We start from the raw sequence: 18,620 nt of genomic DNA on the forward strand, positions 1-18,620 counted from the left end.
TTCTATGTCCCAAACCATTACCCAAGCGATGATTCTCGCGGCCGGATTCGGCACGCGGTTGCGCCCCATCACCGATACTGTTCCAAAGGCGATGGCGATGGTGGATGGCAAGCCATTGTTGGATTATGCCATGGGCCATGCGGTCAGCGCGGGAGCCAGAAAAATAATCGTCAACACCCATTATTTGCCGCAGGTAATCGAACAACATCTGCAACGCCGCCCGGTGACCATCAGCCATGAAACCGAAATTCTGGAAACCGGCGGCGGGGTTAAAAATGTTATCACCCAATTCGATGATAAAGAATTTTATGTCATCAATGCGGATTCTTTGTGGTTGGACGGAGCAAATCCGTTATTGAACCAGTTGGCAAAAAAATGGGATAGCGGGAAAATGGATGCGTTATTGGCGCTGATCCCGAACAAAGGCCAATATCCGGATTTACAAGGCGATTTCGACTTGTCGCCCGATGGACGATTGCAGCGTCACGGCCAATCCAAGCCGTTGCCATATCATTTCATGGGCGTACAGATTTTACATCCGCGTTTATTTGATAAATCTCCAACCGGGCGGTTCAGTTTAAATATTTTATACGACCAAGCGGAAGGCCAGCACCGTTTGTACGGCCATATCGCCGAAGGCATCGAATGGTTTCACATCTCGACACCGCAAGATCTGCAAAAAACCAATGTTTATTTCGCGGATAAAAACCAAATTGCCCCATGAATCTGTACAATCTTCCCGCGCACTATCCGTTTTTAAAATCGCTGGCGGCGGGGATTATGCGGCAATCTGCGGACAATGAAATTCCGTTGCATGATTTTACGGTATTGCTTCCAAACCGCCGCGCCTGCCGCAATTTACAGCAAGAGTTCTTGCAGTTAACGGACGGTAAAGCATTATTGTTGCCGCGCATATCGCCAATTGGCGATATTGACGAAGAAGAATTGATTTTACAGGGCGCGGGTATGGAATCATTGCCATCCGCCATTCCCGCCTTACAGCGTCAGGCTTTGTTATCAAATCTGATCGGCAATTGGTATAAATCCAAAAAATTTATCGATTTAAGTTTCCTGCAAAGCTGGTCGATGGCTGGCGACCTGGCATCCTGGATCGATCAAATTCATATCGAACAATTGGATTTCAGCCAGATTAAAAACCTGGTGCCGGAGAATTTTGCCATGCATTGGCAGGAAGTGACCGAATTCCTGTCGATCTTCAGCGTTGAATGGCTGCCCATACTGCAACAACGCGGCGTGGTGGACGAATCGGCGCGGCGGGTTGCGTTATTAAATTTACAGGCTGAATATTGGCGCAACAACCCGCCCAAAAACCCTATCATTATCGCTGGATCGACCGGCAGTATGCGCGCCACCGCCCAATTGATGCAAGCGGTTGCACAAATGAAAATGGGCGCGGTAATTATGCCAGGATTGGATCAGAGTTTGGACGATGATTTCTGGAAAGCATTGGATACAACCCACCCGCAATTTTTTATGCGCGAACTGATGGGGCGGCTGGACGTTAAACGCGGCGATATTAAGACCTGGCCTTATGCGCCGGCGTTAAAGAATCATGGCGCCGATCAATTATGGTCCGACACGCTGCGCCCCGCCAAAGGCGTTGGCGAATGGCGCGGCGTGAAAATTGATTCCGCCGCCACGCAAAATTTGCAATTGATTGACTGTGCTCATACGGACGAAGAATCCCGAGTGATTGCCGCCTTAATGCGGGAAGCCTTGGAAACTCCGGGAAAAACCGCTGCCCTTATCACGCCAGACCGCAATTTAACCCGGCGCGTGATGTCGCAATTGCGCCGGTGGAATATTGCCGTGGATGATGGCGCCGGTTTTACGCTGAATCGTACATTGCATGGGCAATTTTTATTGTTGTTGGCCCGGACGATCGAAAGTAATTTCCACCCCGATCCATTATTCGCTTTGTTGAAACACCCATTTACCGCATTGGGCGCCGCACCATCACAAGCCAGATTCGCGGTTTATGCCATCGAAATAGCATTGCGGCAAAATGACGATTTCATATATTCGCCGGCGCTGGGCCTGGAACAATATGCAAGATTCCTGACAGAACCTGCGCAGAAAACGTTTTTAGAAAAATTCTTATCGGTCGTGGCGAAGATTCAATCGCGATTTTCTTTCGACGAATTTTTACAGGCGGCGGAATCATTATCGGCGAACGATAAACTATCGGGCGCTGACGTTCTATGGTCCGATGAATCGGGCGATGCGGCGGCGAAATTAATGGCCGACATAATGGCCCTGCCCGATTTGCCGCCATTATCCTGGCCGGATGTGCCGGATTTCCTGAATTATTGCTTTGAATCGGTGACGGTGCGTAAACCGTATGATTCCCATCCGCGCCTGAAAATTTGGGGATTGTTGGAAGCGCGATTGCAACATGCCGACCGGATCATACTGGCGGGATTGAATGAAACCGTATGGCCGCCAGCGCCCGATGGCGACCCGTGGATGAGCCGCCCGATGCGCGATCAATTCGGCCTGCCTTCGCGCGAACGACGCATTGGCCAGACCGCGCACGATTTAACGCAACTCGCCTGCCAACAAAGCGAGATTTTTATAACCCGCAGCAACCGCGACCAAGGATCTCCTTTATTGGCCTCTCGTTTCTGGGTGCGGCTGGAAACCTTGTTGCATGCAAAAAACAGGCTGGATTCGGTTAAAACCGCGGCGCCATATTATAAACATTTGGCGCAATCCCTGGATCACGCGGAAGAAACCATATCCATCGCCGCGCCTCGCGCCAATCCGCCGGTGGATTCAAGGCCGCGGCAATTTTCCGCGACATCGATTGAATTATGGATGCGCGATCCATACGCATTTTATGCCAAGTATATTCTGCGATTACACAAGTTGGATGAACTGGAACGTAAATTCGAACATTTGTCACGCGGCAATTTATTGCATAATATTTTGGAAGAATTCGTTCAATCATCTCCAACCAGCAATGGACACGATATCATCCGCAAACTGGCGGAAGAAAAATTGCGGCCCTGGCTGCATGATCCTTATGTTGCCGAAATGTGGTGGCCGCGTTTGTGCAATATTTTGGATTGGTTTGTCGATATCGAACAACAGCGCCACGCAGCGGTTGCACAAAGCATTACCGAAACCAAGGGCCAAATCCAATTTGCGATTAACGGATATGATTACCAATTATCGGCCACCGCCGACCGGATTGATATGCACAAAGACGGCAGCGTATCCATTATTGATTATAAAAGCGGCAAGGCGCCAACCGGCCCCGAAATCGAATCGGGCCTTAACCCCCAATTACCGCTAGAGGCTGCGATATGTAACGGCAATGGATTTGCAAATGTACGCGGGAAAATTGGCAGTATAGAATTCTGGGAATTAAGCGCGCAAAATATTCGCGTCTACAGCAAGAATCTGGAAAAACTGTCCGAAGACGCATTGGCCGGATTGCAACGTTTGATCGAACATTATCAGAATTCCAACCAATCCTATGCATCGACGCCGCATGGCGTGAAATATGCGCGCAACAAAGACTATCACCATTTATCCAGAATCGCCGAATGGGGCGATTCGGGCGAGGCGTCATGATTCAATCCGCCGCGCAGAAAATTCCAACGCCGCGTCCGCAATTTACGGCGGCGTCTCCCGATTATTCTATTTGGGTCAACGCGTCCGCCGGCACTGGCAAAACCAATATCTTAACCCAGCGCGTTTTGGGATTGTTATTGCACGGCGTGCGGCCGGAACGAATTTTATGCCTCACTTATACCAAGGCGGCGGCGGCGGAAATGTCCGCCCGCATTCGCGCGCGACTGGGGAAATGGGTAGCGCTGGATGATGCGGCGTTGTTGGCCGATCTGGAATCCATCATCGGCGACGATGTCGATGACAAAATGATCGCGCTGGCGCGGCTGTTATTCGCGCAATGCCTGGATACGCCGGATGGATTGAAAATCCAAACCATTCATGCGTTTTGCCAATCTATTTTGCAGCGCTTTCCGTTGGAAGCAGGCCTGTTGCCGCGATTCCAAGTATGCGAGGAACGCGAAGCTGCGCGATTATTGCGCCAATCCATTCATCATGTATTGCGCCGGAAAAACAAGCAAGCCCCCTTATTAAACGCGATCCATTTATTGTCGGAAATACTGTCGCAAGAAAGCCAGTTGGAATTATTATTGTCTAAAATAATTTCCAAGCGCGGTTGGATGGCGCAGGGATTGGCGCGGCATAAATCGGTGGAATCTATGCTGGCAAAAATGGCGGAATTATCCGGCATGGATGGGCCATTATCCAAAGACGAATTCATGGCGCAATTGTGCGATGATGAATATTTTTCCAGTTCCAATTTGCGTGGCGCCTGCGCGGCATTGGCGTCAGGGACAGAGGCGGAATCGCGCCGCAGCCTGGAAATTCAAAACTGGCTGGATGCATCGATCGATCAGCGCGTTAAAAACTGGTCCAATTACGCGGAAATATTTTTAACCGGCGAGGGCGGAATCCGCGCCAAATTGATCAATCCTAAAACTGCGGAAAAATATCCGCAGGCGCCGGGCGCCCTGCATCAAGAAGCGCAACGCATCATCGCCGCGCAGAACACCCTGAAAACCCTTGATTTACTGGCTTATAATCAGGCGGCGTTGACCCTGGCGATTGAAGTATCCGCCGATTATACTAACGCCAAGCACCATGTTGGCGCCTTGGATTATGACGATTTGATTCAATATACGTTATCATTATTGCAGAAACCGGGTATCGCCCCGTGGATTTTATTCAAACTGGATGGCGGCATCGATCATTTGCTGATCGACGAGGCGCAGGATACCAGCCCCGATCAATGGCAAATTATCCGTCTTTTAACCGAGGAATTTTTTGCCGGAACCGGCTCCAAGCAACGCCCAACATCGGTATTCGCCGTCGGCGATCCAAAACAATCGATTTATAGTTTCCAGCACGCCGATCCGCGCGGATTTTCCATCATGCAGGGCCATTATACCAAGGCCGCGTTCGAAACCCGCCAAACATTGCAAATTATCCCGCTGCATTATTCTTATCGTTCTACCACCGATGTTTTACGCATCGTCGATTCGGTGTTCACGTTGACCGAGGCAAAACGCGGAGTGAGTTTTTTTACCGCCGCCGAGGAACAAAAGAAATTGCTGCAAAATCAGGCATTGATTGAACATATCGCGATGCGCCAGGATGCGCCAGGGCTTGTCGAGATCTGGCCGCTGGCGACCGATAGCGAGAAACGGAAAATCCAACCCTGGCACATCCCTGACAGCCGCCAAGAATCATTTTCGGCGCAGGAAAAACTGGCTGGCGCTATTGCCCATCAAATTGAAGAATGGCTTGTCCATGGCGAAGTTTTGCCGTCCAATCCATATACCAGACGCGACATGCGCAAAATTCAGCCAGGCGATATTATGATCCTGGTGCGGCGGCGGAATGAATTTGTCGATTTACTGACGCGCGCCCTGAAAAATAAAAATATTCCGGTTGCCGGCGTCGACCGTTTAATCCTGTCCGAACATATCGCGATCATGGATTTGCTGGCACTGGCAAAATTTTTGTTATTGCCGGACGATGATTTGAATTTGGCGGTTGTTTTAAAATCGCCATTATTGGATCTACCGCCAGATAAAACTGAATCGCTATTGTTCGAATTATGCGCCAAACGCGGACCAAAAAGCCTGTGGCAACAATTGCGCGAAACCAATAATCCGGCATTAATACCGGCAAGGGATTATTTGACGGATTTATTGGGACGGTATTCGTTTTTATCGCCGTTTGAATTGTTCAGCGATATTCTGAATCGTCTTGGCGGCCGTAAAAAAATGGTTGAACGGCTTGGCGCGCAATCGATCGATCCTATCGATGAATTCTTGAATCTTTGCGCCAATACCGCAACTCAAACCATGAGCTTGCAGGAATTTGTATCGTTCATGAACAGCGATACAATCGAAGTCAAACGGGATCTGGAAGCCGGTGAACGCGGCGAAGTGCGCATTATGACCGTTCATGCCGCCAAAGGATTACAGGCCCCTATCGTATTTCTGCCCGATACCGCGCGGCTGCCGAAACCGCAATCGACGGTCGCGGAATTATTGTTTGACGAGCAAGAGCATATTTTATTATGGCCCGTCAAACGCGACTGGCTGCAAGGATACAGTGAACAATTGCGCGTCCGCGCCGAACAAGCCACTGTCGAAGAATACCGCCGGTTGTTATATGTCGCCCTGACCCGCGCCGAAGACCGCTTATATATCGGCGGCTATGGCGCAGCGGAACCCGATAGCTGGTATTCCTATATCGCGCAAGCGGCGTACGATATGACGCAAAATGACAGCGCACAAAGCGTCGATTTTGACTTCGCCGCCCAAGGATATACGGATTGGCAAGGCGGCGGATGGCGCATTGGCAATTTGCCAAAATTAAAGTTTCAATTGAAAGATACGCCAGAGAAAGCAAAACCAATTATTATTCCCGATTGGTTGCATCAATCCGCGCCGAACGATCCAACACCGCCCAAACCATTAAGCCCATCGAAACCGGCGGCGGAGCCGGCAATGATATCCCCATTGCGCCAGAAAAATGAGCGCAGCCAGAGTATTTTGCGGGGATCCGTCATTCACCGTCTGTTGCAAAGTCTGCCTAATATAGAACCTACAAGACGATTGCCTGCAATGCAGAATTTTATGAAATCCTATTTCGGACAAATAACGCCGGAAGAAATTGCAGAAATCATCGCCGAAGTTCAAACCTTGCTGCAAAATCCAGAATTCGCAGAATATTTAGGCTTGGATTCCCGCGCCGAAATCCCGATCAGCGGCATTATCGGCAACCAAGCGATCGTCGGACAGATTGACCGCATGGTAATCGGCAAGAATCACATTAAGATTCTGGATTTTAAAACCAACCGCCCACCGCCTGCCGATGCCGCCCAGACGCCAGAAGCCTATTTGCGGCAAATGGCGGCCTATGTGGCATTATTGGAAAAAATCTATCCACAATACCGTATCGAAGCGGCCTTATTATGGACCAATATCGCCAAACTTATGCCCTTGCCAGCGGAGATTCTGGCGCGGTATAAACCCTAGATATATTTCTGGAACGTCCTATATTTAGGCAACCGGCAACTTTTAACGATAGGTGAATACATGGGTACGATTGAAATCAGCGATCAAAATTTTGATGACAAAGTTTTAAAATCATCTGGCCCGGTATTGGTCGATTTTTGGGCGGATTGGTGCGGCCCATGCAAAATGATCGCGCCAGTTTTGGAAGAACTCGCCAACGATTTTAACGGCCGCGTTACAATCGCCAAAGTCAATATCGACGAAAGCCCGATGACCCCAGGCAAATACGGCGTGCGCAGCATTCCAACCTTGATGCTGTTCAAAGACGGCAAATTGGTTGACAGCCAATTAGGCGCGCAGCCAAAAGGCAAATTGTCCGCCTGGATTGAAAGCAAAATCGCCTAATATTCTACGCTTTTATTGACGCATTCGCCTGGCAGCGGCCAATCCGGCCAGGCCTGCGAGCATGGTCAAACTTCGAGCGACCGGCCAACCGGATTCGGCGGAATCGTATTTTACTGGCGAATTTATTGCCCATCCCTGCGGGGCAATGGCGAATTTTACCAATACCGTTGCGCCAATTGGCTCTAGACTGTCAAACATTGGAGATTGCGTTTTAGAACTTTCGACAGCAAACGCACAGTCTTTGTCCGTATCAGAATTTTGAAGGACATACACTACATTTCGCACCGCCGGGGACGCGCGCGCGGGTTCCGTGGTATATGACGATATTTTGGGCAAAAATGTTTGGCTGGCCGTCATAAAGGCAAGCCCACATAACAACTTGGTGCCCAACATACTTTGATGATAAGGCATAGTACCCTCGTAATTTTATTTTTACAAATATTACCATAAATATTATATAACAGCAATATTTATTTTAATAAAATTACATTATTATAATATAATTATATTATTGGTGAGCGCTCAAAATACGCCCCGCCAGATACAACGAGCCTGCGATCAAAATTCGAACCGGTTCGGGGTGATGTTGTTCAATCTGTTGAACCGCCGTTATTAAATTCTCGCAAGGGTGAGCGGGGATCGATAAGATTTTGGCTGTGACGCAAAGATCTTGCGGGGTGGCGGATTTTTCTTCGCCATCAATCGGAATCGTATAAAGCGTTTTTATTTTATTTTTCAGCGGCGACAAAAATCCGGCGGCGTCTTTATTTTTTAACATGCCCATAATTACAATCCAGGGCTTATCATTTTTACGATCGATGTAATCGGCGACGATATCTCCGGCGGCGGGATTATGTCCGCCATCCAGCCATAATTCATCGCCCGATTTCAAATGCGCGAATGCGGGCCCTGATTGCAAGCGTTGCATTCGCGCCGGCCAGTCGGCGCCAAGCAACCCATCTTTAATATCATCCAGCGTAATATGAAATCCGTGCAATTGTTCGATGGCGGCAATGGCGGTCGCTGCATTGTAAATTTGATGAGCGCCGGGTAAAATCGGTGTTGGCAAATCGTAATCTTCGACGCCTTCATACCAGAACCCATTTTCCATCGGCCGGACATTCCAAAAAACCCCGTGCGGGAATGGTTTGGAATGAACCGACAGCCCATAATCCAAAATCACTTTGGCCGCGCGCGGATCTTGCGGACCAACAATAGAAACGGCATTGTGTTTCTGAATCGCCGCCTTTTCATAGGCTATCTTTTCAATCGTATCGCCCAGAAATTCCATGTGATCCATCGATATAGGCGTGATAATGGTCATGATTGGATTGGGAATGACATTAGTGGCATCGAACCTGCCGCCCATGCCGGTTTCCAGAAGGACAATATCGGCCGGCGTTTGCGCGAAGGCCAGAAATGCGGCTGCTGTTGTCAGTTCAAAAAATGTAATTGGCTTGTCATTATTGGCGCGTTGTACCGATTCGATTAATTTAATCAGATAATCGTCTTCGATCAATTCTCCGGCCAGACGAATCCGTTCATTAAACCGCACCAAATGCGGCGACGTATAAGCATGCACGCGGTATCCGGCCGATTCCAAAATCGCCCGTAGATAGGCGACGCAAGATCCCTTGCCATTGGTACCAGCGACATGAATGACCGGCGGCAACTTCAAATGCGGATCGCCCAGTGCCGCCAGCAATTGCGTCATGCGCGATAAATCGAGATCGATTTGCTTTGGGAAAATGGTCTGCAATCGCGCCGCCAATTGGCCCAGCCGTGATTGAATGGGGTCCGATATATCGAGTCCGATCGTCATGGAATTAATATCTTGGCAAGGCCGTTGCCGCCGGTTTTTTATTGTACAGCAACAAGCCGATCAATTTCGACAATTCCGATTTCATGTCTTTGCGCGCAACAACCATATCCACCATGCCGTGTTCCATCAAATATTCGGCCTTTTGGAATCCTTCCGGCAATTTTTGGCGGATGGTTTCTTCGATCACGCGCGCACCGGCAAAACCGATCACCGCGCCGGGTTCCGCCATGGTAATATCGCCGACCATGGCGAACGAAGCCGACACGCCGCCCGTGGTTGGATCGGTCAAAATTACGATATAAGGCAAACCTGCTTCTTTAATACGGCGCGCGGCGATGATGCTGCGCGGCATTTGCATCAACGATAAAATACCTTCTTGCATTCGGGCGCCGCCCGATGCCGGAATTGCGATTAGCGGCGCGCGTAACATCAGCGCGCGATCGGATGCCAATACCAGACCTTCGCCAACCGCCGTGCCCATCGATCCGCCCATAAAACTGAAATCGAACGCGGCAATAACCACATCCATTCCATCTATTTTGCCCTCGGTCACCAAAATCGCATCATGCGTGTGGCCTTTGGCATGCGCGTCGCGCAAACGGTCGGAATAACGTTTTTTATCTTTAAATTTTAGGGGATCGACCGGAACTGGCGGTACCGGCGTAATTTGATACTGACCGCCATCATACAGCATTTGCAAACGGCGCTTGATAGCGATCCGGAAATGATAGCCGCATAGCGGACAAACTTGGGTATTTGCCTCGACGTCTTTTTGAAAAAGCATCTGGCCGCAGCCATTGCACTTCAACCAAAGATTATCCGGCACTTCTTTCGCGCCGACTAAAGCGCGGATTTTTGGGCGGACAAGGTTGGTAAGCCAATTCAAGGGGAATTTTCCAAATTTTGATAATTACAATACCGCGCCGATTTCCTGCACAATGCGTTTAGCGGCATCGACAGGGTCTTTTGCGCGAGTGATCGGGCGGCCAACAACCAGATAATCGGATCCGGCTTTGATCGCATCGGCCGGTTCCAGCGTGCGTTTCTGATCATGCGCATCGGCCGACCAGCTGGGACGAATACCTGGGGTTACCAACAGGAAATCCTTGCTGCGCTGGTCTTGCAATAAGTTCAATTCGCGGGCGGAAGCGACAACGCCGTTCAAGCCGCATAATTGCGCCATTTCCGCCAAACGGCGGACACGGTCCGTGGCTTTTTGCTTATATCCAAGCTCGGTCAGGTCTTCGTCATCCAAGCTGGTCAATACCGTAACGCCCAGCAATTTTGGCGGTTCAATTTTCATTTTTGCGGCGGTTTCCATCGCTGCATCGGCCGCCTGGCGCATCATATCGCTGCTGCCGCCCGTATGAATCGTCATCATAGCCACATTCAGCTTGGTGGCTGCCCTGACCGCGCCAGAAACCGTATTCGGAATATCGTGGAATTTCAGATCCAGCATAATTGGCATGCCGATGCCTTGAATTTTGGCAATGCCCTGCGGACCATGCGATGTAAAAAACTCGAGACCCAATTTAAATCCGCCGACATGATCTTTTAAATCCTTGGCCAATTTACTGGCAAAGTCGATGTCATCCGTATCGATGGCGCATATTACTCGGTTTTTAGCGGTTATTTGTTGGGGCAAATCAATCCTACCTTTTTCTATTTATACCTTTGGTATAATTTCTTTTTCTAATTTATCCAATTGTCTTTTTTGTGACGCGTTTTCCGCGCGTAAATTCAATAGCTTGGCACAATTCCGTAAACATCCGGCGATGAATCCGACCGCCAGCAATAAAATCACCAGCACACTTTGCGGCGCGGCGATTTCGTATGGCAATGGCCATAAATTGATCGCCACCAGCGCAGGGTTGTAAATGGTGAACGCAATCAGCCACAGAACCAGCAATGGCAGAATGAAAAAACGGAATATGGATCCGATGAAATTCATACAAACTCAAGATGATAGCGGATTAGTTGGATCCGCCATCCTTTTTATTGAGACGCGCCCGCAATTCCTTGCCAGTGCGGAAGAAAGGAACTTTTTTCTCCGCAACATGCACGGTTTCGCCAGTGCGTGGATTGCGTCCCGTGCGTGCGCGACGGGCTTTGGTGCCAAAAGTGCCAAAGCCGCGCAATTCAACGCGGTGACCTTTTTCAAGCGCGATAGTGATCGATTCAAACATGCAATCGATAATACGTTCGATATCATGCTGCAAAAGATGCGGATGGGTACCGGATAAATGTTGGATCAATTCCGAACGTGTCATGGAATAAAACCTCTCTGTCAAATCATTAGACAATCTTTATCTTGAACCCAGCCGATTTGAGACTAATAGATTCAATGACTTAGATCATCAACCCCAGAGTGCCAGAATACGCCAACCCCGTCAAGTAATTGAATATTAAGGAATTTACTTTAATAATTATCTAAGCTATTGATAATAAACAATAAAGTTATCCAAGGTAAGAATTGTCAAGGACTTTATACTCTATTATATTCGCCGCCAATCGAAACGAATCAATGGCCATAACAATATGAGTTTGATTTCATTACGTCCCGCCGTGCTGGAAGATGCGTCGTTTGTCGACCGCCTGACACGGTTGGTTATGCAATCTTATGTGGAACTAACCTGGACCGAGACGTCGGACATTGAAGCCTATTTTTATAAAAACAGATTCAACCTTGCGACCACAAAAATTATTCAATTGGATGGCAAGGATATTGGCCGCGTATCCGTATTAATCAACGAGAATAAAATTTCGATCGACAATATTCATATTCTGCCGGAATATCAAAATAAAGGCATCGGATCGGGCATTATCCAAAAAGTAATTGATGAAGCCGATATCAGAAATCTGCCGGTGGTCCTGCATGTATTAAAAGTAAATCCCGCCAAAAAATTATATTACGCGCTGGGATTTAACATCGAAGAAGATGAAATACATCGCTATTACTTAAAACGCCCGTCGCAGAACGAAGCGGCGTTAGAATCTGCCGCCTGATTATAGTGCCCGTCCGCGCCGAACATATTCTGCCACTATTTTTCGTCCAGCACTATTGGCCGATATTTTTCTTAACGCTTTCTGTGCCACACCAGAAACAGCGTCGGCCCATCCTTCATACATCAATCCCGAATAATGAATGCCGTCTTTGGCAAATAAATTTGGATCTGGCGCACCATTCACTGTCGCTTCTTGCCGCGTCATTTTAGTAAGATCGACATACTGAACACCCTCGCGATTTCTTTTCGATGGTTCTTTATTTATTTCCCGTATCACACCCCTGGCAGCGCGGTTGAATGAATCAATCCCAGCGGCGATACCGGTCTGACGGTTATAGGCCCTGGCCGCTTTAATTTGACGCTGTACAGTGTGCGCATTTTTTGAAACAGTGACTGTCCGACTAGAAATCCGCAGATTACGGATAGCAACGCCAATCGATCTCATGCGTTGCCGGACGAGAGCATATTTACCCTGGCGGAATTTTAATCCGCCTTTGCCATGCACGGACGGCGACGCATCCCACGCCGGAATAGACAGCACCACAACCCGCGAACGGTCATCCTTGGCAAAACGGATCGCGCGGCGCAATAATTCGCGGAAATGATGTTTATAATGTTCCACCGACATGCCGCGAAAAAAATCATTAACACCAATCGATAGCACCACCAAATCATAATCGCCCTTGCGATGATTCGGGTCTTCCGGATTGGATTGTGGTTCCGCCGTATCCAGCGCCCCAAGCAAATGAGTCGTCGTATGTCCATCCACCGCATATAATTTTGGTTTGCGCAAACGCAATTCGACTTCCCTTAATCTTTCCATCAATTGAAATGGAAATGCCTGACGTTCCAATCCCTTACCAAGACCGGTGCCGACGGTAAAAGAATCGCCCAAAAATAACGATTTAAGTGGCCTGCGTTTTGCCATGCTTATACCCCCTTATAAAAAAAGCGGTGAATCAGTTTGAACCAATTCACCGCTTTTATATTTTACATCAAAAAATTACTCGGCTGTATCCGAAGATTCAGCTTTTTCTTTTTTCTTCTTTGCGGCTTTCGGTTTTTCTTCCGAGGCGGCTTCGGATTTGCGTCCTAAAGCTGCGCCCAAGATGTCGCCCAAACGCGCGCCGGAATCGGTCGAACCATATTCTTCCATCGCTTGTTTTTCCTCGTCAATTTCACGGGCTTTGACCGACAGAGTGACTTTGCGGGTCGCTTTGTCCATGCCCGTGATTTTGGCGTCGATTTTTTCGCCAACCGCAAAACGGTCGCTGCGTTGTTCGCTGCGGTCGCGGGATAAATCGCCCTTGCGGATGAAACCGGTAACGCCTTCGACGACGGTGACTTCAAGACCGGCATCAACCACCGAAGTGATGGTGCAGGTAACGACATCGCCTTTCTTGATTTTCGACAAAGCGCCTTCGAACGGATCGCCGGTCAATTGCTTGATACCAAGCGCTACACGTTCTTTTTCCGGATCGATATCTAGAACTTTTACTTTGACTTTGTCGCCCTTTTTGTAATTTTTCAGGGCTTCTTCGCCAGAAGCGTTCCAATCGATATCGTTGGCGTGCACCAAACCGTCAACATCGCCGATGAGGCCAATGAACAAACCGAAATCGGCGACGTTTTTAATTTCGCCTTCGAATTCGGCGCCGGATGGGAATTGTTCTTTAATTTGATCCCATGGATTCGCCATGCATTGTTTCAAGCCGAGCGAAATGCGGCGTTTGGCCAAATCCATATCCAAAACCATGACTTCGACTTCTTGGCTGGTCGATAGGATTTTGCTTGGGTGAACGTTTTTCTTGGTCCAGCTCATTTCGGACACGTGCACCAAACCTTCGACGCCCGGTTCGATTTCAACAAACGCGCCATAATCGGCGATGTTGGTCACGCGGCCTTTCAATCTGGTTTGCGGCGGATATTTCGCCTGAACCGCTGCCCATGGATCTTGTTCCAATTGTTTCATGCCCAAGGAAATGCGGCCATTTTCCTGGTTGAAGCGGATGACCTGCACTTTAACTTGCTGGCCGACCGATAAAACTTCGGATGGATGGTTGACGCGTTTCCAGGAAATGTCGGTGACGTGCAACAAACCGTCGATGCCGCCCAAATCGATGAACGCACCGTAATCGGTGATGTTTTTCACGGTGCCGGTCAAAATCTGGCCTTCGGAAATATTGCTGACGAGTTCGTTGCGCGCTTCCGCTCTCGATTCTTCTAAAATCGCGCGGCGGGAAACAACGATGTTGCCGCGCTTGCGGTCCATTTTCAAAATCTGGAACGGTTGCGGGGTGTTCATCAACGGGCCAACATCGCGCACTGGGCGGATGTCAACTTGCGAAGCCGGCAAGAAAGCAACGGCGCCGTTCAAATCGACGGTGAAACCGCCTTTGACTTTGCCGAAAATAACGCCGGTAACGCGTTCCTGGCTTTGGTGAGATTTTTCCAAAACTGTCCAGGATTCCTCGCGTTTCGCGCGTTCGCGCGATAACACGGCCATGCCGTCGCGGTCTTCATAACGTTCGATGTACACATCGATCGAATCGCCCGCTTTGATTTCCGGCGCCTGGCCGGACAAAGCGAATTCGCGAAGCGGGATGCGGCCTTCGGATTTCAATCCGACGTCCACGGTGGCGTAATCGCCATCGATGGAAACGATCAGGCCTTTTACGACCTTACCTTCGCTTGCAACGCGGGTATCATAAAAATCTTTTAACAGAGAGGCGAAATCTTCGCCGCCGGTAGTAGATGTAGATGGTGTGGTTTCTTTTTTTGCCACTGCACTAGTCCTTGCCATTATATTAGTCCTCAACTTTCAACAAAATAGCGGAGGCATGGCAAACTCTCCCGGCAAAAGGAGATGCTTTGTCCTGCCCCTACTTTTTGGATTGCCTGATTTCGGTCATACCGGAATAAATCGACGGTTAACTTACTGGCAATCCTTGGGTTTTTTGTTTGATATAATCCAACGCCTTGATCAAAACATCATCGGCGGTAAGACTGGTAGTATCCAGGTGATACGCATCCGGTGCCATTTTCAACGGAGCCGTTTTGCGGCTGCTGTCGCGGTCATCGCGTTGTTTTAAATCATCAAAAACCTGGGTCTGTATAGCCTCTATCCCTTGATTTTGCAACTCTTTTAGCCTTCGTTCGGCGCGCACGGCCGGATCGGCTGTGACATAAAGTTTTACCTGGGCTTTGGGGCACACTACTGTGCCAATATCGCGGCCATCCAGTACTACCCCGGCCTGGCCAGCAGACGGGTTTTGCGCAAAATCCCTTTGTAAAGGCAGAAGAATTTGGCGAACGGACGGGTAAATCGCAACCTTGGACGCAGCTTGGGAGACTTCTTCGTTGCGTAACAATTCGGCTTGCAAATCTTCGATACGCACCTGGCGCGCCGCCCAGGCACAATCGTCCTCGACTGCAATATTTTTATTATTTTTCAATGTGATATAAGCTGTTTGGCGATATAACAGCCCCGTATCGAGATACGCAAAGCCCAGTTTTTCCGCCAATTTACGGGCCAAAGTGCCCTTGCCGGATGCGCTGTCGCCGTCGCTTGCAATAATAATGGTCATGGAGGTTGTTGTTATTGACCGCGCCATTAAATGTCAAGGCTTCGGGATAAATATAGTCTGCTTGACTTTCTATCCCAAATTTGGCAAATGGCGCGCATTCCTGAATTGGGGTCTTCATCCCTATTACACCATCAAAGGCACCTATGGCGAAAAGCAAATCCAAAACAAAATCGACCAGTAAAAAAACCGATAAACCAGCCAAAGCGGTAAAAAAACCGGTAAAGCCAGCCGCAAAGCCGGCAAAAGCCGCGCCGGCGAAACCGGCCAAAGCGGTAAAAGAAGTGGCCAAGGCGCCAGTTGGAAAATTGCCCCAAAAAACGCTGGGCGGCAAAGCGCCGGCGCCGATCAAAAAACCGGCCAGCAGCATTTTAAGCCTGGCGGCGGGAAGCAAGCCGGAATGGGGCGTAAAGCGCATTTGCCCGTCCTGTTCGGCGCGTTTTTACGATATGAAAAAAGATCCGATCATTTGCCCGAAATGTGAAACCGAAATCGATCCGGAAGCCATTACCAAAAGCCGCCGGGGACGCGGTGCCGCCGCCGCAGAGGCAGCAGCGGCCGAAGCTGAAAAACTGAAAAAGAAAAAACTGGCCGCCGCCAGCGACGATGACGAAGATATTGAAATAGACGATTTGCCGGATATCGAGGATGCCGAAGACGACATCGATGAGGAAGCCAGCGATGAAGTCATCGAAGACACCGACGATTTGGGCGAAGAAGAAGCCGAAATCAGCGCGGTGATCGAGGAAGATTAAGCGGTGGACGGTGGACAGGGAACGATGGACGGTTAATCCGTAATATTGTTCATTTAATCCGTCATTTCAAAGGTTTCCGACAACAGCGCGGCGTCATAAAAACATATATTGTGTTTTGCATGGGGAGTTTGTATAAATCCCACTCTCTGTCCATTGGACAAGGGGCCCGTAGCTCAGCTGGGAGAGCGCTACAATGGCATTGTAGAGGTCGTCGGTTCGATCCCGATCGGGTCCACCAGCCTTCGCCGTAAAAAATAAACATAAGTGAAGGCTGCCACGTCGTAGCCGCAGGCGAAGACGGGCTGTTGCGGTTAAAAGCTTCGGCTCGGCAAGCCATTAGGTTTTATAGCCGTCATAAAAAGAATTTATAACGAATATTTCCCCTATTTTTTTATCTTTATTCAAAATCACCCAAGATATTTTATAGTATTGATGATCTCTCACACGATCACCTAACTGGACTTTTACCGTTACCTTCTGAATACCCGCATTAGTATTACTAGCTTGCATCTCTAACGGGCAATCTTCAATTATATGTGCGTATAATTTAAGAAACCTAGTCCAATCATCCAAAGATTCATTAATTCCAGGCAATCCATTTTGTTCCAAAAAACTACTTAACTCTTCTTTAAGAAGATTCATACTAGATATTTTTTCAATCTGATTTCTTAGATCTGTAGGCAATGAGCCTATTTCTATATGGTTTTTTAAAATCACATTAGCCTCATCAAATTGCTTAAGAATTTTCTGAGCAATTGAGTTCGTAAGCCTTGAGTGTAAGGCCCAATCGCAATAAAATTTTAAATGCTTATATTTATCGCTATCATCGATTTCTAAGATTTTTCTGACCTGTGCCATCAAATAAACGACTTGGATCTCACTTATGATCCCTTTTTTAATCTCAACGTCTAATTTCTCAATAATACTTGGTCTCATCAATCACCCAATAAATTTACAAACTGTTTAAAATATTTAGCAATTTGCCAGCCCTTTTTGAATCCTGCACCGTATCACCCGGCAATTCAAGAAATACCCGGCCTTTGCCGTCGGTAATTAGGATAATAATTCTTTCGCTGTAAAAATATTTCTGCTTCTTTTTGTGACTCATGGTTGCCGCCTTTGTTGCCGAACATATTGTAACGGAATCCGGCTAGGTTGCAGTTCACTATATAGGACAAAAAATAGGCGTCCACGAACCCACAGTACGAGTTTTGCCAAATAAAAATCCCCCTTTCGGGGGATTTTCATTTCTAAACTGTCATCCCGAACCTTTGGGTGAGGGATGACAAGACCGAATTAATTCGCCTTCGACGGATTCTTATCGTGCGATTTCAGCCAAGCTTTCATTTGCGCGATTTCTGTTTCCTGGGCTGCGATAATACCTTGCGCCAGTTTTTTGATCTCGGCGTCTTTGCCATATTGCAAAACCACTTTGGCCATATCGATCGCGCCTTGGTGATGCGGGATCATGCCGCGCACAAAATCGACGTCGGCGTCGCCGGTGTATGCAATCATCATTTCGGAATGCATTTCAGCGGCGGCTTTTTCAAATGCCTGGGTCGATGCGGATTGGGATGCTGAGTTTACAGCGTGGCCGGAATGAGAATCGCCGGTTTTCTGCATTTTCTCCGCCGGGGCCGTTGGCAACGGAGCTTTTTCCGCTTTTGCGGCAACTTCGGCGGCCATAACGGGCGCGGATAAAAATGCCGCAACAGCCAATATCAGAATCGTATATTTTGTTTTCATGAAAATCTCTCCGGTTAAATGTGGTGGCAACATCAATAGGCGCAATAACCATATAAAAACCAAGCTTAAAAAGCAATATTGCCTTTTACATATAATCCTTTAAATTCAGCACATTCTAAACATAAAGGTTAACAATCGTGCTTAAAAATATTATCTGTCCGGTCCACCAGCCTTCGCCGTAAAAATCCAACATAAGCGAAGGCTGCCGCGCCGAA

17 protein-coding genes and 1 tRNA gene are annotated in these 18,620 nt (G+C 48.5%); 7 read left to right on the forward strand and 11 right to left on the reverse strand.

Annotated elements, in window-relative coordinates:
* The first annotated feature begins 4 nt into the window (after window positions 1–4).
* From EYC62_09570 to trxA, 4 genes are read left to right on the forward strand one after another with little or no spacing between them, the layout of a single operon-like run.
* Window positions 5–724 (forward strand): nucleotidyltransferase family protein, encoded by a 720-nt coding sequence (locus EYC62_09570; GenBank protein TAH32263.1) that lies wholly within the window; start codon window positions 5–7, stop codon window positions 722–724.
* Window positions 721–3,600, forward strand: coding sequence for a hypothetical protein (locus EYC62_09575; GenBank protein TAH32264.1), 2,880 nt, complete (start codon window positions 721–723; stop codon window positions 3,598–3,600). The genes EYC62_09570 and EYC62_09575 overlap by 4 nt, the downstream gene beginning before the upstream one ends.
* A complete protein-coding gene (gene addA / locus EYC62_09580; protein TAH32265.1) occupies window positions 3,573–7,109 on the forward strand; it encodes a double-strand break repair helicase AddA in 3,537 nt (1,178 codons plus the stop codon). The genes EYC62_09575 and addA overlap by 28 nt, the downstream gene beginning before the upstream one ends.
* A gap of 48 nt (window positions 7,110–7,157) precedes the next feature.
* Window positions 7,158–7,493 (forward strand): thioredoxin, encoded by a 336-nt coding sequence (trxA, locus tag EYC62_09585; GenBank protein ID TAH32266.1) that lies wholly within the window; start codon window positions 7,158–7,160, stop codon window positions 7,491–7,493.
* A gap of 12 nt (window positions 7,494–7,505) precedes the next feature.
* Here trxA and EYC62_09590 read toward each other — a convergent pair whose 3' ends face one another.
* From EYC62_09590 to EYC62_09615, 6 genes are all read right to left on the reverse strand, one after another.
* Entirely contained in the window at window positions 7,506–7,904 is a 399-nt protein-coding gene (locus EYC62_09590; protein ID TAH32267.1) for a hypothetical protein, read from the reverse strand.
* Between the two features lie 97 nt (window positions 7,905–8,001).
* Window positions 8,002–9,315 (reverse strand): bifunctional folylpolyglutamate synthase/dihydrofolate synthase, encoded by a 1,314-nt coding sequence (locus tag EYC62_09595; protein ID TAH32268.1) that lies wholly within the window; start codon window positions 9,313–9,315, stop codon window positions 8,002–8,004.
* 4 nt (window positions 9,316–9,319) lie between these two features.
* The gene (locus EYC62_09600) at window positions 9,320–10,201 is read right to left on the reverse strand and encodes an acetyl-CoA carboxylase carboxyltransferase subunit beta (protein TAH32269.1); all 882 of its coding nucleotides are present in this window, start codon (window positions 10,199–10,201) and stop codon (window positions 9,320–9,322) included.
* A 24-nt stretch (window positions 10,202–10,225) separates the two neighbouring features.
* Window positions 10,226–10,948 (reverse strand): orotidine-5'-phosphate decarboxylase, encoded by a 723-nt coding sequence (locus EYC62_09605; GenBank protein TAH32279.1) that lies wholly within the window; start codon window positions 10,946–10,948, stop codon window positions 10,226–10,228.
* A 33-nt stretch (window positions 10,949–10,981) separates the two neighbouring features.
* Window positions 10,982–11,266: a LapA family protein gene (locus EYC62_09610; GenBank protein ID TAH32270.1), complete on the reverse strand. Its 285-nt coding sequence runs from the start codon at window positions 11,264–11,266 to the stop codon at window positions 10,982–10,984.
* 22 nt (window positions 11,267–11,288) lie between these two features.
* Window positions 11,289–11,585 carry an integration host factor subunit beta gene (locus tag EYC62_09615; protein ID TAH32271.1) on the reverse strand — a complete coding sequence of 99 codons (297 nt, stop codon included), beginning with the start codon at window positions 11,583–11,585 and terminating at the stop codon, window positions 11,289–11,291.
* Between the two features lie 268 nt (window positions 11,586–11,853).
* Between EYC62_09615 and EYC62_09620 the strand changes: the two genes are divergently transcribed.
* Window positions 11,854–12,321, forward strand: coding sequence for an N-acetyltransferase (locus tag EYC62_09620; protein TAH32272.1), 468 nt, complete (start codon window positions 11,854–11,856; stop codon window positions 12,319–12,321).
* On the opposite strand, the gene EYC62_09625 is transcribed toward EYC62_09620, so the two are convergent.
* The 3 genes from EYC62_09625 to EYC62_09635 form a co-directional block, all read right to left on the reverse strand.
* Window positions 12,322–13,248, reverse strand: coding sequence for an SGNH/GDSL hydrolase family protein (locus EYC62_09625; protein TAH32273.1), 927 nt, complete (start codon window positions 13,246–13,248; stop codon window positions 12,322–12,324). It lies immediately after the preceding gene.
* A 75-nt stretch (window positions 13,249–13,323) separates the two neighbouring features.
* Window positions 13,324–15,123 (reverse strand): 30S ribosomal protein S1, encoded by a 1,800-nt coding sequence (locus EYC62_09630; protein ID TAH32274.1) that lies wholly within the window; start codon window positions 15,121–15,123, stop codon window positions 13,324–13,326.
* Window positions 15,124–15,250: 127 nt separating this feature from the next.
* Window positions 15,251–15,907: a (d)CMP kinase gene (locus EYC62_09635; protein TAH32275.1), complete on the reverse strand. Its 657-nt coding sequence runs from the start codon at window positions 15,905–15,907 to the stop codon at window positions 15,251–15,253.
* A gap of 143 nt (window positions 15,908–16,050) precedes the next feature.
* Between EYC62_09635 and EYC62_09640 the strand changes: the two genes are divergently transcribed.
* On the forward strand, window positions 16,051–16,659 hold the full coding sequence (locus EYC62_09640; protein ID TAH32276.1) for a TIGR02300 family protein: 609 nt from the start codon (window positions 16,051–16,053) through the stop codon (window positions 16,657–16,659).
* A 162-nt stretch (window positions 16,660–16,821) separates the two neighbouring features.
* Window positions 16,822–16,897, forward strand: a tRNA-Ala gene (locus tag EYC62_09645).
* Window positions 16,898–16,995: 98 nt separating this feature from the next.
* On the opposite strand, the gene EYC62_09650 is transcribed toward EYC62_09645, so the two are convergent.
* Both EYC62_09650 and EYC62_09655 read right to left on the reverse strand, forming a co-directional pair.
* A complete protein-coding gene (locus tag EYC62_09650; protein ID TAH32277.1) occupies window positions 16,996–17,595 on the reverse strand; it encodes a hypothetical protein in 600 nt (199 codons plus the stop codon).
* Between the two features lie 360 nt (window positions 17,596–17,955).
* Window positions 17,956–18,405 (reverse strand): DUF305 domain-containing protein, encoded by a 450-nt coding sequence (locus EYC62_09655; protein ID TAH32278.1) that lies wholly within the window; start codon window positions 18,403–18,405, stop codon window positions 17,956–17,958.
* Window positions 18,406–18,620 lie beyond the last annotated feature (215 nt).

Source organism: Alphaproteobacteria bacterium, from assembly GCA_004295055.1.
In the GTDB taxonomy this organism is placed as follows: Bacteria; Pseudomonadota; Alphaproteobacteria; order SHNJ01; family SHNJ01; genus SHNJ01.

Excerpts from the sequence above, each read along its gene's own strand:
- EYC62_09570 (TAH32263.1), top strand. The coding sequence starts at position 5 with ATGTCCCAAACCATTACCCAAGCGATGATTCTCGCGGCCGGATTCGGC.
- EYC62_09575 (TAH32264.1), top strand. The coding sequence starts at position 721 with ATGAATCTGTACAATCTTCCCGCGCACTATCCGTTTTTAAAATCGCTG.
- addA (TAH32265.1), top strand. The coding sequence starts at position 3,573 with ATGGGGCGATTCGGGCGAGGCGTCATGATTCAATCCGCCGCGCAGAAA.
- EYC62_09590 (TAH32267.1), bottom strand. The coding sequence starts at position 7,904 with ATGCCTTATCATCAAAGTATGTTGGGCACCAAGTTGTTATGTGGGCTT.
- EYC62_09595 (TAH32268.1), bottom strand. The coding sequence starts at position 9,315 with ATGACGATCGGACTCGATATATCGGACCCCATTCAATCACGGCTGGGC.
- EYC62_09610 (TAH32270.1), bottom strand. The coding sequence starts at position 11,266 with ATGAATTTCATCGGATCCATATTCCGTTTTTTCATTCTGCCATTGCTG.
- EYC62_09615 (TAH32271.1), bottom strand. The coding sequence starts at position 11,585 with ATGACACGTTCGGAATTGATCCAACATTTATCCGGTACCCATCCGCAT.
- EYC62_09620 (TAH32272.1), top strand. The coding sequence starts at position 11,854 with ATGAGTTTGATTTCATTACGTCCCGCCGTGCTGGAAGATGCGTCGTTT.
- EYC62_09625 (TAH32273.1), bottom strand. The coding sequence starts at position 13,248 with ATGGCAAAACGCAGGCCACTTAAATCGTTATTTTTGGGCGATTCTTTT.
- EYC62_09630 (TAH32274.1), bottom strand. The coding sequence starts at position 15,123 with ATGGCAAGGACTAGTGCAGTGGCAAAAAAAGAAACCACACCATCTACA.
- EYC62_09635 (TAH32275.1), bottom strand. The coding sequence starts at position 15,907 with ATGACCATTATTATTGCAAGCGACGGCGACAGCGCATCCGGCAAGGGC.
- EYC62_09640 (TAH32276.1), top strand. The coding sequence starts at position 16,051 with ATGGCGAAAAGCAAATCCAAAACAAAATCGACCAGTAAAAAAACCGAT.
- EYC62_09650 (TAH32277.1), bottom strand. The coding sequence starts at position 17,595 with ATGAGACCAAGTATTATTGAGAAATTAGACGTTGAGATTAAAAAAGGG.
- EYC62_09655 (TAH32278.1), bottom strand. The coding sequence starts at position 18,405 with ATGAAAACAAAATATACGATTCTGATATTGGCTGTTGCGGCATTTTTA.